Annotated in this window: 12 protein-coding genes; 8 read left to right on the top strand and 4 right to left on the bottom strand. The window is 65.8% G+C overall.

The window, feature by feature from the left end; all coding sequences use genetic code 11:
• Positions 1 to 415: 415 nt before the first annotated feature.
• Positions 416 to 2,509, bottom strand: coding sequence for a malate synthase G (locus VN047_RS13600; protein ID WP_325543532.1), 2,094 nt, complete (start codon positions 2,507 to 2,509; stop codon positions 416 to 418).
• A 173-nt stretch (positions 2,510 to 2,682) separates the two neighbouring features.
• Between VN047_RS13600 and VN047_RS13595 the strand changes: the two genes are divergently transcribed.
• The gene (locus VN047_RS13595) at positions 2,683 to 2,982 is read left to right on the top strand and encodes a hypothetical protein (protein ID WP_325543530.1); all 300 of its coding nucleotides are present in this window, start codon (positions 2,683 to 2,685) and stop codon (positions 2,980 to 2,982) included.
• Positions 2,983 to 2,984: 2 nt separating this feature from the next.
• Here VN047_RS13595 and VN047_RS13590 read toward each other — a convergent pair whose 3' ends face one another.
• A complete protein-coding gene (locus VN047_RS13590) occupies positions 2,985 to 4,157 on the bottom strand; it encodes a diguanylate cyclase (protein WP_325543528.1) in 1,173 nt (390 codons plus the stop codon).
• Between the two features lie 218 nt (positions 4,158 to 4,375).
• Here VN047_RS13590 and VN047_RS13585 point away from each other — a divergent pair, with 218 nt between their 5' ends.
• The 7 genes from VN047_RS13585 (at position 4,376) to VN047_RS13555 (ending at position 11,024) form a co-directional block, all read left to right on the top strand.
• The gene (locus tag VN047_RS13585) at positions 4,376 to 5,578 is read left to right on the top strand and encodes a hypothetical protein (protein ID WP_325543526.1); all 1,203 of its coding nucleotides are present in this window, start codon (positions 4,376 to 4,378) and stop codon (positions 5,576 to 5,578) included.
• Positions 5,579 to 5,630: 52 nt separating this feature from the next.
• On the top strand, positions 5,631 to 6,842 hold the full coding sequence (locus tag VN047_RS13580) for a hydrolase (protein ID WP_325543524.1): 1,212 nt from the start codon (positions 5,631 to 5,633) through the stop codon (positions 6,840 to 6,842).
• Complete coding sequence (locus VN047_RS13575; RefSeq protein WP_325543522.1) at positions 6,839 to 7,840, top strand: arginine N-succinyltransferase; 1,002 nt, start codon at positions 6,839 to 6,841, stop codon at positions 7,838 to 7,840. The genes VN047_RS13580 and VN047_RS13575 overlap by 4 nt, the downstream gene beginning before the upstream one ends.
• 3 nt (positions 7,841 to 7,843) lie before the next feature.
• The gene (locus tag VN047_RS13570) at positions 7,844 to 9,091 is read left to right on the top strand and encodes an N-succinylarginine dihydrolase (RefSeq protein ID WP_325543520.1); all 1,248 of its coding nucleotides are present in this window, start codon (positions 7,844 to 7,846) and stop codon (positions 9,089 to 9,091) included.
• A 5-nt stretch (positions 9,092 to 9,096) separates the two neighbouring features.
• Positions 9,097 to 9,768, top strand: coding sequence for a spermidine synthase (locus VN047_RS13565; RefSeq protein WP_325543518.1), 672 nt, complete (start codon positions 9,097 to 9,099; stop codon positions 9,766 to 9,768).
• Between the two features lie 211 nt (positions 9,769 to 9,979).
• Positions 9,980 to 10,219: a hypothetical protein gene (locus VN047_RS13560; RefSeq protein ID WP_325543516.1), complete on the top strand. Its 240-nt coding sequence runs from the start codon at positions 9,980 to 9,982 to the stop codon at positions 10,217 to 10,219.
• Between the two features lie 46 nt (positions 10,220 to 10,265).
• Positions 10,266 to 11,024 carry an alpha/beta hydrolase gene (locus tag VN047_RS13555; RefSeq protein ID WP_325543514.1) on the top strand — a complete coding sequence of 253 codons (759 nt, stop codon included), beginning with the start codon at positions 10,266 to 10,268 and terminating at the stop codon, positions 11,022 to 11,024.
• On the opposite strand, the gene VN047_RS13550 is transcribed toward VN047_RS13555, so the two are convergent.
• Both VN047_RS13550 and VN047_RS13545 read right to left on the bottom strand, forming a co-directional pair.
• The gene (locus VN047_RS13550; protein WP_325543512.1) at positions 10,972 to 12,015 is read right to left on the bottom strand and encodes an alpha/beta hydrolase; all 1,044 of its coding nucleotides are present in this window, start codon (positions 12,013 to 12,015) and stop codon (positions 10,972 to 10,974) included. The two genes, VN047_RS13555 and VN047_RS13550, sit on opposite strands and share 53 nt — an antisense overlap.
• 48 nt (positions 12,016 to 12,063) lie before the next feature.
• Positions 12,064 to 13,755 carry an MFS transporter gene (locus VN047_RS13545; RefSeq protein ID WP_325543510.1) on the bottom strand — a complete coding sequence of 564 codons (1,692 nt, stop codon included), beginning with the start codon at positions 13,753 to 13,755 and terminating at the stop codon, positions 12,064 to 12,066.
• Between the last annotated feature and the right edge of the window lie 221 nt (positions 13,756 to 13,976).

Here is a 13,976-nt window from a genome sequence, read left to right as displayed (position 1 = left end):
TCGCGAACGAAAGCGTTGAACATTGAGTGTCTCCTGAATGCTGGCGTCCGCCAGCGTCAGGAGATGCGCAGGAGATTACCCCTGACGGACCGCCGTGGCTGCCGGACATATGGTGCGACGTCTACTGTCGGGGTCCATTTTTCGGTCCTTGGGTTGATGCCGGAGTCGCGCCCCGGCGGGCGGCGATATGCGCCCGGCGGCCGGGGGTGTCAATTTGCGAAGCAATGACGCCGGGCTGCCCTGTTTTTGGGCGGTGACAGATCAAGGCGGGGCGGCGTTGCCCCCCCTTTCGTCATCCCGGGCTTGACCCGGGATCCCGCTTTTCTGACGCGTCGGCACGGCCTGACCCAACAGCGGGACCCCGGATCAAGTCCGGGGTGACGATGAAAAAGAAGGTCGAAAGCCGCCTTTGGCGTTACGCCGCCTTTTTCGCTTGCCTATATTTGTGCAGCAGCGGTTCGGTATAGCCCGAGGGCTGCGTCACGCCCTCGAAGATCAGCGCGCGCGCCGCCTGATACGCGATGCCGTCGGGGGTCAGTTTTTCGTAGAGCGCATCGCCCGCATTCTGCGCGTCGACCTTCGCCGCCATGCGTGCCAGCGCGGCGTCGACCTGTTCGGGGGTGCAGACGCCGTGGAGCAGCCAGTTGGCGAGCGCCTGACTGGCGATGCGCAGCGTCGCGCGGTCCTCCATCAGGCCGACGTCGTCGATGTCGGGCACTTTCGAGCAGCCGACGCCCTGATCGATCCAGCGCACGACATAGCCGAGGATGCCCTGGCAATTGTTATCGAGTTCGCGGGTGATTTCGGCTTCGCTCCAGTTGCGTCCCGTGGCGACCGGAATGTTCAGGAGACGGTCGAGCGAGGGCACGGCCTCGCCCGCGATTTCCTTCTGCCGCGCGAACACGTCGACCTGATGATAGTGCAGCGCGTGGAGCGTCGCAGCGGTCGGCGACGGCACCCATGCCGTGTTCGCGCCCGATTTCGGATGGCCGATCTTGGCTTCGAGCATCGCTTTCATGAGGTCGGGCATCGCCCACATGCCCTTGCCGATCTGCGCCTTGCCGCTGAGACCGCAGGCGAGGCCGATGCGGACGTTGCGATCCTCGTAGGACGCGATCCAGTCGCTCGCCTTCATCTCGCCCTTCGGGATCATCGGTCCCGCGCGCATCGAGGTGTGGATCTCGTCGCCGGTGCGGTCGAGGAAGCCGGTGTTGATGAAGACGATGCGGTCCTTCACCGCGTGGATGCACGCGGCGAGGTTGGCGCTGGTGCGGCGCTCCTCGTCCATCACGCCGACCTTGATCGTGTGGCGCGCGAGGCCGAGCATATCCTCGACGGCGTCGAACAGCCGGTCGGTGAAGCCGCATTCCTCGGGCCCGTGCTGCTTGGGCTTGACGATATAGATGCTGCCCGCGCGGCTGTTCCTGAGGCTGCCGAGGCCCTTCAGATCGTGGAGCGCGCAGAGGCTGGTGATGACCGCGTCACAGATGCCCTCGGGTGCCTCGCCGCCGCCGGCCAGCCTGATCATCGGCGTCGTCATCAGATGACCGACGTTGCGGACGAACATCACGCTGCGGCCGTGAAGCATGAACGCCTCGCCCGACGGCGACGTCCATTCACGGTCGGCCGCCATTGCGCGCGTCACCGTCGTCCCGCCCTTGGCGAAGCTTTCGACGAGATCACCGCGCATCAGGCCGAGCCAGTTGGTGTAGCCGAGCGTCTTGTCCTCGCCGTCAACCGCCGCGACCGAATCCTCGAGGTCGATGATCGTCGTCAGCGCGGCTTCGAGAATGACATCGGCGATGCCCGCGGGATCGGTCTTGCCGATCGCGCTGTCGGGATCGATCACCAGCTCGATATGCAAGCCATTGTGGCGAAACAGGATGCCGCCCGGCTTGCTGCCAGCCCGTTGCGACGGGTCCGCAAGCGTCGGCTCCCCGCCTTGCCAGTCGGCCCAGCTTCCCGATGCAAGCGGCACCGCTTCGTCGAGGAACGCCTTGGCGCGCGCGATAACCGCGCCGCCACGTTCGGCATCATAGCCGCCGGGTTTCGCGGGCGGCGCGTCGAGCGCGTCGGTGCCGTAGAGCGCATCGTAGAGGCTGCCCCAGCGCGCATTCGCGGCGTTGAGCGCGAAACGGGCGTTAAGCGCGGGCACCACGAGCTGCGGTCCGGCCATCGTCGCGATTTCGGCGTCGACATTTTGCGTGCCGACCCGAAACGGCGCAGGTTCGGAGACGAGATAGCCGATGTCGCGAAGAAACGCCTGATAGCCGGCGGCGTCATGCGCCTGCCCTTCGCGGTCACGGTGCCATGCGTCGATCTGCGCCTGCAAATCCTCGCGCTTTGCCAGCAAGTTGGCGTTCGCGGGCGCGAACTTGCCGAGCAGCCCCGCGAAATCGTTCCAGAATTTATCGGCGTCGAGCCCCGTTCCCGGCAGCGCGCGCTGCTCGATGAAATCGGCCAGTCGCGAATCGACGGACAGGCCGGAGCGATCGAGAAATTCAGTCATGCAAGCACCCTCTGGTCGGCGCGGCTGCGCCAGTGGACCCGGGGAGGAAAGGGCCGCCGCCCTATGCCGCGATTGGTTTCAATTGGCAATGGAGCTTTCCAAGGGCGTCCGTATATATTATGCTGCAACGCACAACATAATAGATCTCCTCCCCAAGAACGATCCAGGACACCATGGACGATACGCGACTGAAACTGATGGAAGCCATTGCGCGCAAGCGCATGGTCACCGCACACTATAACGGCCAAGTGCTGAAGCTGGCGCCGCACCTGCTGTTCGAACGGCATGGCGACCTGTTCATCAGCGCGCTGAACCTCAACAAAAGCTGGCGGTCGGACGAGGATCCGCGCCTTGGCCATTTCAAGCTTGGCGGGCTCGCGTCGATCGAGCTGAGCGAAGAGACGTTTGAACCCCTGCCCGGTTTCGAAGCATCGCCGCCGCGCGAGGAAGACACGCCGCTGCTCGCGGTCTGAAATCAGGCGACACCCACGGCATGCACCGGCGGCAATTCGCCGAGCGCCACGCGGACCTGGTTCCGCCCGCCCGCCTTGGCGCGATAGAGCGCAGCGTCGGCCCGGCGCGACAATTCGAACAGCGAATCGCTGGCGGTTCGCTGGGCGACACCGAAAGACGCCGTGAACTGGCGATCGACGCCGAGCACCGGCAACCGCGCCGAGGCGAAGGCCGTGCGCACGGTTTCGGCATAGAGGCGGCCGTCGGACAACAGGGCCTCGGGGAGGAGGACGGCAAATTCCTCACCGCCGACGCGTCCGACGATCGCACCCGCAGGTGCGGCATCGACCAGCATCGCCGCAAAATGCGCGATCACTCCGTCGCCTGCCGCATGACCGAAGCTGTCGTTGATTTTCTTGAAGTCGTCGAGGTCGGCGGCGATCAGCACCGCCGTCCCGCCCCGCAGGAACGCCTGTTCGGCATGATGTTCGAAACCCCGGCGGTTGAGCACACTGGAAAGCGGGTCGGTTTCCGAACGCGCCACCATCTCCGCCGTCGTGTCGCGCATCATCACAAGCAGCAGGACGAGCCCGATCGCCATCAATGTAACGACGCTCCCGCTCTGCGAAATCGCAGCATAGGTGGTCGCCATATAGCCCTGCGGCGCGCTCGCCGTCCCGACGGTCGCCGCGATGAACGGTTTGGCGACATAAATGATCGCCGCGAGCACCTGAAGCGCGATCAGCAGCAGGTCGAGCGCCTGACGCCGGCCCGAGCGCAAGATCACGAGCCCCAGCAAAGCCTGCATCGCGAAATAGGGCAGCTGGTAGAGCGTCAGCCGCAATGCCGAGCCATAGGTCAGGCTGAAGATCGCCGGCACGCCAAGGATCGTGACGACCCATATCGCCGCCATCGCGATCCACGGCGGCGTAGTGCGATAATGATAGGCGACGCCGATCAGCGCGAAGCTGAGCGCGATGAGAAAGACGAGGAAGATACCAATGCCAACAGGAGTAGGATCGACCTGCCGCGTCAGAAGAAATTCGAGACCGACGTAGATGATCCCCATGCCATAGCCGAGCGCGAGCCACCGTGCGCCGCGCGAGGTCCGGTTGGTCGCCGCGACCACGGCGAACGCCACGGCAAAAATGCCGGCCACGGACATGTTGATTCCAAGCACAAAGGCGGCTGTCATCGATCCACTCATCATCGGTGCGGCCTCGTAGCGGGGCTGTCCCGAACTTTCGGTTAATGCGTTGCGATTCGACGTGATTCGCGCGTCCTTACCCCAACGTGCGGGCGGCGGCAGTGATTTACCGCATAGCTGCGACCAACCGGCCTTCCCTCGCGGCGTTGCCACGACCGGCACCCATGCTATGCGGTCATGCTCTTCTTCGATCGGAGAAATTCACCGTGTTGCAACGCATCCTTGCCTGCCTTGCCCTTTTGCTCGCTGCTGCCTTTCCGCAGCTTGCCCATGCCCGGGAGGGAAAGACGAGGCTCGCGATCCTTGGTGTCGACCATGGTGCACAGCTGGTCGCCGAAAAGGACCAGCCAGGGGCGCTTGCGGCCTTTCTCGATCATGTGAAGCCGGGCGCGGTGTGCATCGAACGCCCGCCAGAGCAGGCGTCGCGGCAGGATTATTATGAATTCACCTATGAGGTGCAGGGAGTCATCCTGCCGTGGGTCGCGAAAAGCGGAACCGAGCTTTGCCCGATCGACTGGATGCCGCCGATGGATGATCAGCTGCTCGGCTTCGGCATCGATCTCGATACGCCGCCCGAAGTCCGCAAGCCGCAGGGCTTTCAGGGCTTCCTGACCTTTCCCGATCGCAAGACGCTCGACCGGGATTTCTTTTCGGCGGAAGATCCGGCGGCGCTCGCACCGCTGCAGAAATGGGCGAGCGAGCCGGCGCCGCGCGCCGATCGCGACCTGCCGCGCCGCCTTTATCTGTATCGCACCTTCATGCAGGCGCAGCGCATTCGCGCGATCGCCCACAAGCGAAAAGGCGAAACCGTGCTCGTCGTCGTCGGCTATTTCCACAAGCCCGACATCGAAGCGATCCTGAAGAGCGATCCCGGAATCGAGCTCGTATCGCCAGCAAGCCTTGGCCGACCGGCCGACGACGCAGTACGCGCGGCAACGACCGCCGAGCATCGCGGTGCGATCCTGTCGTTCAACCTGCTGGGCATGCAGGCGGCCACCGGCATTGTGAACTTCGATTGGGTCGAGCGCGTTCTCGCCGATTTTGAGGGCACCGCCGCTTCGCCCGAAGCGAGGCTGTTCGCGACGCGCCTCGCGGTGCTGGCCGGAAAGATATCGCTGCCCGAAGCAGCGCGACGCTACGACGCGATCGCCGCCGACCCGCTTGCCGGAAAGCCTTTCAGCTGGGACGGCGTCAAGGACCGGACGCGCATCGATTCCTTCTTTGACCCGTTCGGCAATCTCGACGTGCGCCAGCGGGCGCAGGTCGAACTGGCGCGAACCCTGTTCGCGCAGGGCAAGGCGCCACGCGCCGGGCAGCTTCTCGACCGGCTCGCAACCGGGCTTTCACCCCGCAAGGCGCTCCAGCTTCGCGGCTATGCGCCGATGCTCGAACCGGCCAGGACTCGCTGAGACACGACGTCGGGGGTCGCCAAAAGGCTGCCCGCGCGTCTATAGCCTCGACATGACATCGGTCACGACATCCGAAACCGAAGCGCTCGAACGCGCGGCCGACGCGCCGATGCTCGCGCAGGTCGAACGATGGGCGGCGGTCAACAGCGGCACCGGCAATCTGGCGGGACTCAAGACCGTCGCCGGGCTGCTCGCAGACGCCTTTGCCAACCTGCCGGGCGAGGTGCGGCTGGTCGCTCCCGAGCCGGTCGAGAGCGTCGACGCCGCGGGCCGGGTCAACACGATCCAGCGCGGCGACCACCTGCACCTGCGCGTGCGTCCCGAGGCACCGGTGCAGTTGCTGCTGACGGGGCATATGGACACGGTGTTCGCCGCCGATCATCCGTTCCAGTCGCTCCGGTGGCTGGAGGACGGCGTGCTGAACGGCCCCGGTACAGCCGACATGAAGGGCGGCATTTCGGTGATCCTTGCCGCGCTCGGCGCGCTTGAAACCTCGCCGCTCGCGAGCCGCGTCGGATATGATGTGATGATCAACAGCGACGAGGAAACGGGAAGCCACGCCTCGGCCGCGCTGATCGCAAGCCTCGCGAAGGGCAAGACGGCGGCGCTGACCTATGAGCCCGCGCTTCCCGACGGCACGCTTGCGGGCGCGCGGCCGGGCAGCGGCAATTTCTCGGTCGTCGTCCACGGCCTGTCGGCGCATGCCGGCCGCAATCCCGACGACGGGCGCAACGCACTGCTCGCCGCGGCCGACCTTGCGCTACGGCTCGCGGCACTGAAATCGCCGACGCTGAAGGTCAATCCGGCGAAGATCGACGGCGGCGGCCCCAACAACGTCGTTCCCGACAGTGCGATTCTGCGCGTCAACATGCGCCCCTCGACGCCCGAAGCGATGCTGGAAGCCGAAGCGATGCTGCGCGATGCGGTCGCTGCGGTATCGCGCGAGCATGACGTGCATTGCCACATCCACGGCAATTTCAACCGCCCGCCCAAGCCGCTCGACCCGGCCGCGACGCGCCTGTTCGAGCTGGTGCGCGACTGCGGCGCCGCGCTCGGCCTGCCGCCGATCAGCTGGAACGCGACCGGCGGCGTGTGTGACGGCAACAATATCGCCGCCTGCGGCGTACCGGTGGTCGACACGATGGGCCCGCGCGGCGGCGCGATCCATTCGCCGGACGAATTCCTGATTGCCGGCAGCCTTGCCGAACGCGCGCGGTTGTCGGCGCTGACGATGATGAGAATAGCGGAACGGGGGACTGTGTGAGTTATGTGATCCGGGCGGCCAAGCCGGGCGATCTGCAAAGCATCTATGAAATGGCGAAGCTGACCGGTGGCGGCTTCACCAACCTGCCCCCCGACAGGCAGGCGCTGCGTGCCAAGCTCGAACGCGCCGAAGCCGGTTTCGCGAGCAACAAGGAATATCCGTCGGACGAGCTGTATCTGCTCGTGCTGGAAGACACCGCCAATGGCGAAGTCCGCGGCACCTGCCAGATTTTCGGGCAGGTCGGCCAGCGCTGGCCCTTTTACTCCTATCGCATCGGCACCGACAGCAAGCATAGCGAGCAGCTTGGCCGCACATTCCATGCGCAGGTGCTGATGCTGAGCAACGACCTCAACGGCGCGAGCGAGGTCGGCGGGTTGTTCCTGCACCCCGCGGCGCGGGCGGGCGGGCTTGGCCTCCTGCTCGCGCGGTCGCGGTACCTGTTCATCGCGCGGCATCGCGAACGTTTCGGCGACCGTATTCTTGCCGAACTGCGCGGGGTGATCGACGAAGCGGGCGGATCGCCTTTCTGGGACGGGGTCGCGGGCAAATTCTTCGGGATGAGCTTTCAGGAAGCCGACCAGTTCAACGCGGTCCATGGCAACCAGTTCATCGCCGACCTGATGCCCAAACATCCTGTCTATATCGCGATGCTGGGCGAGCATGCGCGCAGCGTCATCGGCGTTCCGCACCCGACCGGACGCGCGGCGATGCGGATGCTCGAGAATGAAGGTTTCGCGTTCGAAAATTATGTCGACATCTTCGACGGCGGCCCGACGATGACCGCGCGCACCGACCAGGTCGCGAGCATCCGCGACGCGAAGCATGTCGAGATTTCGGCGATTGCCGGGGGCGGAGAAGATGCGCTGGTCGCGACCGGCCGGCTTGCGGACTTTCGCTGTTGTTTCGGCAAGGTCGGCGATGGATCGACGCTGGACGCCGGCGCCGCGGGACTGCTCGGCGCCGGCAAGGGCGACGCGATCAGCTGGATCGGACGCTAGGCCGTGCTCACCGAAATCAATTTCGACGGGATCATCGGCCCGAGCCATAATTATGCCGGGCTCAGCCGCGGCAATCTCGCGTCGGCGAACAACGCCGGCGACGTGTCGCAGCCGCGCGCCGCGGCGTTGCAGGGCATCGAGAAGATGCGCCACAATCTGTCGCTCGGGCTGCCGCAGGGCTTTTTCATGCCGCTGGACCGGCCCGACGCCCCATGGCTGGAAACGCTCGGAACGACGCTGGAGGATAGCGAGGGACATTTGCGCGCGCAGGCCTGGTCGGCGTCGTCGATGTGGGCCGCCAATGCCGCGACCGTCTCGCCTGCCCCCGACAGCGCCGACGGCAAATGCCATCTGACCGTCGCGAACCTCGTCACCATGCCGCACCGCAGCCACGAATGGCCGGGCACGCTGGCGCAGCTTCGCCTCGCTTTCGCCAACCCCGCCTTTGAAGTGCATGCCCCCATCCCCGCCCCCTTCGGCGACGAGGGCGCGGCGAACCATATGCGGCTGTGCAGCGGGCACGACGGGCGCGGCGTCGAGATCTTCGTTTATGGCGTCGGGGGCGGACGCTTCCCCGCGCGCCAGCATCTCGACGCGTCGAAGGCGGTCGCGAGGAAGCATGGGCTCGACCCCGCGCGGACGCTGTTCATCCGCCAGTCGGATACCGCGATCCAGGGCGGCGCGTTCCATAACGACGTCGTCGCGGTCGCGAACGAGCATGTGCTGTTCACGCACGAGACCGCGTTCGAGGACCGCGACGCCGCGCACGCCGAAATCCGCGCCGCTTTCCCGGCGGTCGAGATCGTCGAGGTCCCCGCAAGCGCGGTGAGCCTGCCCGACGCGATCAAATCCTATCTGTTCAATGCCCAGCTCGTCAGTCTGCCTGAAGGGGGCATGGGGCTGGTGCTGCCGACCGAGGCAAAGGACACGCCGGCGGTGTGGAACTGGCTGGAGGCGCATGTCGAGGGCAACGGCCCGATCCGCCGCCTGCTGCCCGTCAACGTCCGCCAGTCTATGGCGAACGGCGGCGGCCCGGCCTGCCTGCGTCTGCGCATCGTCGCCGATCCCGCGACGGTCGATCCGCGTTTCATCGCCGACGAAGCGAAGCTCGACCGGATCGCCGGGGTGGTGGCGACGTACTGGCCCGAGGCGATCGCGCCGGGTGACCTCGCATCGGCGGCGCTGGCGAGCGACGTGCGCAAGGCGCGGAGCGCCTTGCTGGCGGAACTCGGCCTTGGCGAGCTGGACTGACGCCGTTGAAGATACGCGAGCTGATCGACACGGCGCCGATACCCGGCGGCGACGAACTGCGCCTGTACCGGCGCGGCGAGGATTTCATCATCGCGATCGGCGGCAATGAATTGATGAACAGCCGGATGAGCGGTTCGGAGGAAGCGCTTGCGGTCATGACGTGCGAGCGGCTGCGGAATCCGGAAGCGGCGCATCTGCTGATCGGCGGTTACGGCATGGGGTTCACCTTGCGTGCGGCGCTCGCGGTGCTTGGGCCGGGCGCGAAAATAACCGTGGCGGAGCTGGTCCCCGCGATCATCGACTGGGCGCGCGGGCCGATGGCCGAACTCGCCGCGGGCTGTCTCGACGATCCCCGCATCGAACTCGTCATCGGCGATGTCGCGGCGGCCATCGCAGCGGGGCGCGGCCGCTATGACGCGATCCTGCTCGACGTCGACAATGGCCCCGACGGACTGGTGCGCGCGGCAAACGACGGCATTTATTCGGCGGCCGGATTGGCGGCAGCGAAGGCGGCGCTGCGACCCGGCGGCGTTCTTGCAATATGGTCGGCCGCGCCCGACGCGCGCTTTACGCGCCGGTTGATAGCGTCGGGTTTTCGGGTCGACGAGGTCGGCGTGCGTGCCCGTGCGAGCGGCAAGGGCGCGCGGCACGTGATCTGGTTCGCCAAAGCGGATTAGACGGCCGGTGTCAGTCGGTCGCGGGCTGTCCGCTGTTTTGACCGGTAGCTACCCACTCCACCCCTTCCTAAAAGGAAGGGAATGTCCGGAATCCACCCCAAACAGACTCTCCCTTCCCCAAGCTGTCGGGTTAATTTACAGTTTACCATATGTCCGGCGCGCCGAATCCCGGTTTTGCGCCACTGGCATGGCTCTTGCCTAGGATGTGGTGATGCTGAAGAAGATCGGACGCCTGTTCGTCATCAAGACCCGTTTCGAGGCGTGCCTGATCATTTACGCGCTCGCCGTCGGCGCGATGGCGCGCGGCGCCGCCTATATCGATCATTATCCGGGGATCGGGGGCAAGTTGCTGCTGGTCGCCTGCACCGGGTCGGTCTTCCTCGCGGGCGCGAAGATTTTCGACTGCCTTCGTTACGAACAAGCTGCTGCCGCCCCGAAAGACGCAGGATAGACGCGCCGGCCTTTCGCGTGTCACCAGGATATGCGAAGGCACGCCCATGAGCAGGATCAGCGGCCGTCCGGCCATCAGCACCGAACATGTTTATGGCCTGAGCCTGCGCGTCGCGCGCTGGCGTGCTGGCGCCCCCGGCACGCCGTTGCTGTTCCTGAACGGCATCGGCGCCGACATCGCCGCCGCGGCGCCGCTACTCGCACAGATTCACGGCCGCGAAGTGTGGACGCTCGACATGCCCGGTGTCGGTGGATCACCCGACGCGCTGCTTCCCTACATGGCGCCGACAATCGCGGCGGTGGTGATGGAGATCGCGGGCCGCCTCGGCCACCAAATGATCGACCTCGCCGGTTTCAGCTGGGGCGGCGCGCTGGCGCAGCAGATCGCGATCCAGTTTCCGGGCCGGGTTCGCCGGCTGGTGCTGATGGCGACGACGCCGGTCATGGGAGCCCCGGGTATCGGATGGGCCGCGATGTTCGATGACGACATGCTCGCGAGCGGGCTGAAAATTCAGACCGCGACCCCGCTCGGCATCGCTTACCAGACCGCCGCGATGGCGGGATGGAGCAGCGCAGGATTTCTGGCGCGGCTGAAAAATCTTTCGACACTGGTGCTGGCTGGCGAACAGGATGGCGTGATGCCCGCCTGCTATGGCCGGATGCTGGCCGACCAGATCGACGGCGCGCTACTCGAAGTGGTGCCGGGATCGCACCTCTTCCCCTTCACCCATGCCGAGGCGATCTCGGCACGGATCAGCGCGTTTCTGGATCAGCCGGCGCCAGCGACGGAGCAGGCCGCCGCGTAAGGAAATCGGCGATGGCCTTCGCCGTCGCATCGGGCGCCTCCTCCATGGGAAGATGGCCGATCCCCGGCAGCAGCACGGCTTCGGACCCCGCGATGCGTTCGTTGAAGGTCTTTGCGGCGGTCGGATTGATCAGCCGGTCCCTGTCGCCGAAGAGGATCAGCGTTGGCGCCTCGATCTCGCCCACGCGCGCCGCCATTGCGGGTTCGCGGTCCATCCGCGCGCGCAGCACCGTCGCTTCGCGATTGCCGGGAAAGCGCAGCAGCTCCCAGTAGCGGTCGATCATCGCATCATCGACGATCACCTGTTTCTCGACTGATCCGCGTAGCGATTGCTCGACGAGACGGCGCGGGGTGATCTGCGTCGCGAGCCAGCGACCGAACGGATATTCGAGGATGCGAAACCCGATGTTCGACGGCGGCGCTTTCTCGCCCTTGCGGAGCGGCATGCCGGCGGCGTCGATGAGCAGCAGCGCGTCGACGCGGTCGGGGTGCGTCAGCGCATAACGCCAGGCGACCCAGCCGCCCATCGAATTGCCGCCGAGGACGAAATGGTCGAGCCCGAGCTTTGCCGCGACGACATCGACCGCCTCGCCCATACCCTCGGCGCCATAATCCTTGTCCGGGGTCCCGCCGGTCAGCCCGTGACCGGGCAGGTCGAGTGTGACGACGCGATATGTGCCGCCGAGCCGGTCGACCAGCGGCCCCCATGTGTGAAGGCTGCTGTTCGACCCGTGAAGCAGGACGATGGCGGGGCCATCGCGCTTGCCCTGATCGCGGTAATGGATGCGCTGGCCCGCCGGCCCGGCGGCGAAGGCCGCATTCGCGCCGCCATATTTGGCGATCATGTCGTCGCGGTCGGTGTCGGGGGTGCGCAGTGCCAGAAAGGCAACCAGAATTGCGAGCAGCAGGCCGAGCGGGATCAGCACCCGCTTGCGCCGGAGTAAAGGACGCCGCGGCGGCGGCGGGTCGAAATCTACGTCGTCGGCAATCATCGTGCCCCCCTCAAGGCTGACGCAACCCTAACGTGCCGACCGGCCCCGTCAATGCGCGGCGGGGTCGGCGTCCTCGTGATGGATCGAGCGGCGGAAGGTTTCGGGCAGGAAGAGAAGGCCGACGACCAGCGTGATCACCGCGACGATCACCGGATACCAGAGGCCATAGTAGATATTGCCGGTCGCCGCGACCATCGCGAACGCGGTCGTCGGCAGGAAGCCGCCGAACCAGCCATTGCCGATATGATAGGGCAGCGACATCGCGGTGTAGCGGATGCGGCTGGGGAACAGTTCGACGAGCAGTGCGGCGATCGGGCCGTAGACCATCGTCACGAGCAGCACGAGGTAAAAGAGGATCGCGACGACGAGCGGCTTGTTGATCTGGTCGGGATCGGCCTTCGCCGGATAGCCCGCGTCCGCCAGCGCGCGTTCGAGATCCGCCCGGAAGCCGGCGATAGCGCCAGCCCGATCCTCTTCGGCGATGCGCCAGGGGTCGGGGGCGGCAAGCACGCGCGAGCCGATGCGCACCCGCGCCGGATCGCCGGTCATGCGTTCGCGCGTGAAGGCAGTATAGTTCGCGCCGGCCTTTGCCAATGTCGACTTGATGATGTCGCAGCCACCGCTTTCGAACTTGTTGCCGCCGATCGGGTCAAACTGGAACGAGCAGGCGCCGGGGTCAGCCGCCATGATCACTGCGGCGTTCTGCTGCGCCTTCGCCATCGCGGGATTGGCGGCGCTGGTGAGCATCTGGAACGCAGGAAAATAGGTGATCGCGGCGAGCGCGCAGCCCGCAAGGATGATCGGCTTGCGCCCGACCTTGTCGCTGAGCCAGCCGAAGAAGATGAAGAAGGGCGTGCCGAGCGCGAGCGCGATGGCGATGAGGATGTTCGCGGTCGCGCCGTCGACCTTCAGCGTCTTTTCGAGAAAGAACAGCGCGTAGAATTGCCCCGAATACCAGACCACCGCCTGCCCCGCGACCGCGCCGAACAGCGCGATGAGCACCCATTTGAGGTTGGCCCAGCGCCCGAAAGCCTCGGTCAGCGGCGCCTTCGATGTCGTACCTTCGGCCTTCATCTGCCTGAAGACCGGGCTTTCCTCGAGCTGAAGGCGAATCCACAGAGAGACGCCGAGGAGGATGACCGAGATCAGGAACGGAATGCGCCAGCCCCAGTCGGCGAAGGCGGTTTCGCCAATGACCGAGCGGATGAGGATGACGACACCGAGCGCCGCGAACAGGCCCAGCGTTGCGGTGGTCTGGATAAAGCTGGTAAACAGCCCGCGTTTTCCCTCGGGCGCATGTTCGGCCACATAAGTCGCGGCGCCGCCATATTCGCCGCCAAGCGCAAGCCCCTGGACGAGACGGAGCAGCACGAGCAGGATCGGCGCGGCGACGCCGATCGACGCGTAGCCAGGCAGCACGCCGACCAGAAAGGTCGACACGCCCATGAGGCCCATGGTGACGAGGAAGGTGTTCTTGCGTCCGACAAGGTCGCCGATACGACCGAAGACGAGCGCGCCGAACGGGCGCACGGCAAAACCCGCAGCGAAGGCCGCGAGCGCGAAGATGAAGCCGGTGGTTTCGTTGACGCCCGAGAAGAATTGCGCCGAGATGATCGTCGCGAGCAGGCCGTAGAGGTAGAAATCATACCATTCGAAGACGGTGCCGAGCGAAGACGCGAGGATGACCTTGCGTTCGCTCTGCCGGGTTTCGATTATCGCCGCGCCGTCACCGTTGGCCATCCACTATCCCTTCGCCCGTCTTTCGTTGGGCGAAGGGTCTAGCGGAAGGACGTTGGACGTCAACCGACGCGCTTCACAGCGCCCTTGTGCGCGCCGACGCTCTTGTTCCGCGGGCGAAAGCGGCGCTTGCGCTGGCCTTCGGCGCCCTCGCCAGCGGCACCACCTTGGAATCGACCAGCAGCCGGGTCTGGCCGCTGCTGATGTCGTAGGTCCACAGGTCC

This window comes from Sphingopyxis sp. (assembly GCF_035565275.1).
GTDB lineage: Bacteria > Pseudomonadota > Alphaproteobacteria > Sphingomonadales > Sphingomonadaceae > Sphingopyxis.
Note: the sequence above shows the minus strand (reverse complement) of the source record. Positions and strands in the feature narration are given on the sequence as shown.

Excerpts from the sequence above, each read along its gene's own strand:
- VN047_RS13560 (WP_325543516.1), top strand. The coding sequence starts at position 9,980 with ATGCTGAAGAAGATCGGACGCCTGTTCGTCATCAAGACCCGTTTCGAG.
- VN047_RS13595 (WP_325543530.1), top strand. The coding sequence starts at position 2,683 with ATGGACGATACGCGACTGAAACTGATGGAAGCCATTGCGCGCAAGCGC.
- VN047_RS13580 (WP_325543524.1), top strand. The coding sequence starts at position 5,631 with ATGACATCGGTCACGACATCCGAAACCGAAGCGCTCGAACGCGCGGCC.
- VN047_RS13590 (WP_325543528.1), bottom strand. The coding sequence starts at position 4,157 with ATGACAGCCGCCTTTGTGCTTGGAATCAACATGTCCGTGGCCGGCATT.
- VN047_RS13600 (WP_325543532.1), bottom strand. The coding sequence starts at position 2,509 with ATGACTGAATTTCTCGATCGCTCCGGCCTGTCCGTCGATTCGCGACTG.
- VN047_RS13555 (WP_325543514.1), top strand. The coding sequence starts at position 10,266 with ATGAGCAGGATCAGCGGCCGTCCGGCCATCAGCACCGAACATGTTTAT.
- VN047_RS13545 (WP_325543510.1), bottom strand. The coding sequence starts at position 13,755 with ATGGCCAACGGTGACGGCGCGGCGATAATCGAAACCCGGCAGAGCGAA.
- VN047_RS13550 (WP_325543512.1), bottom strand. The coding sequence starts at position 12,015 with ATGATTGCCGACGACGTAGATTTCGACCCGCCGCCGCCGCGGCGTCCT.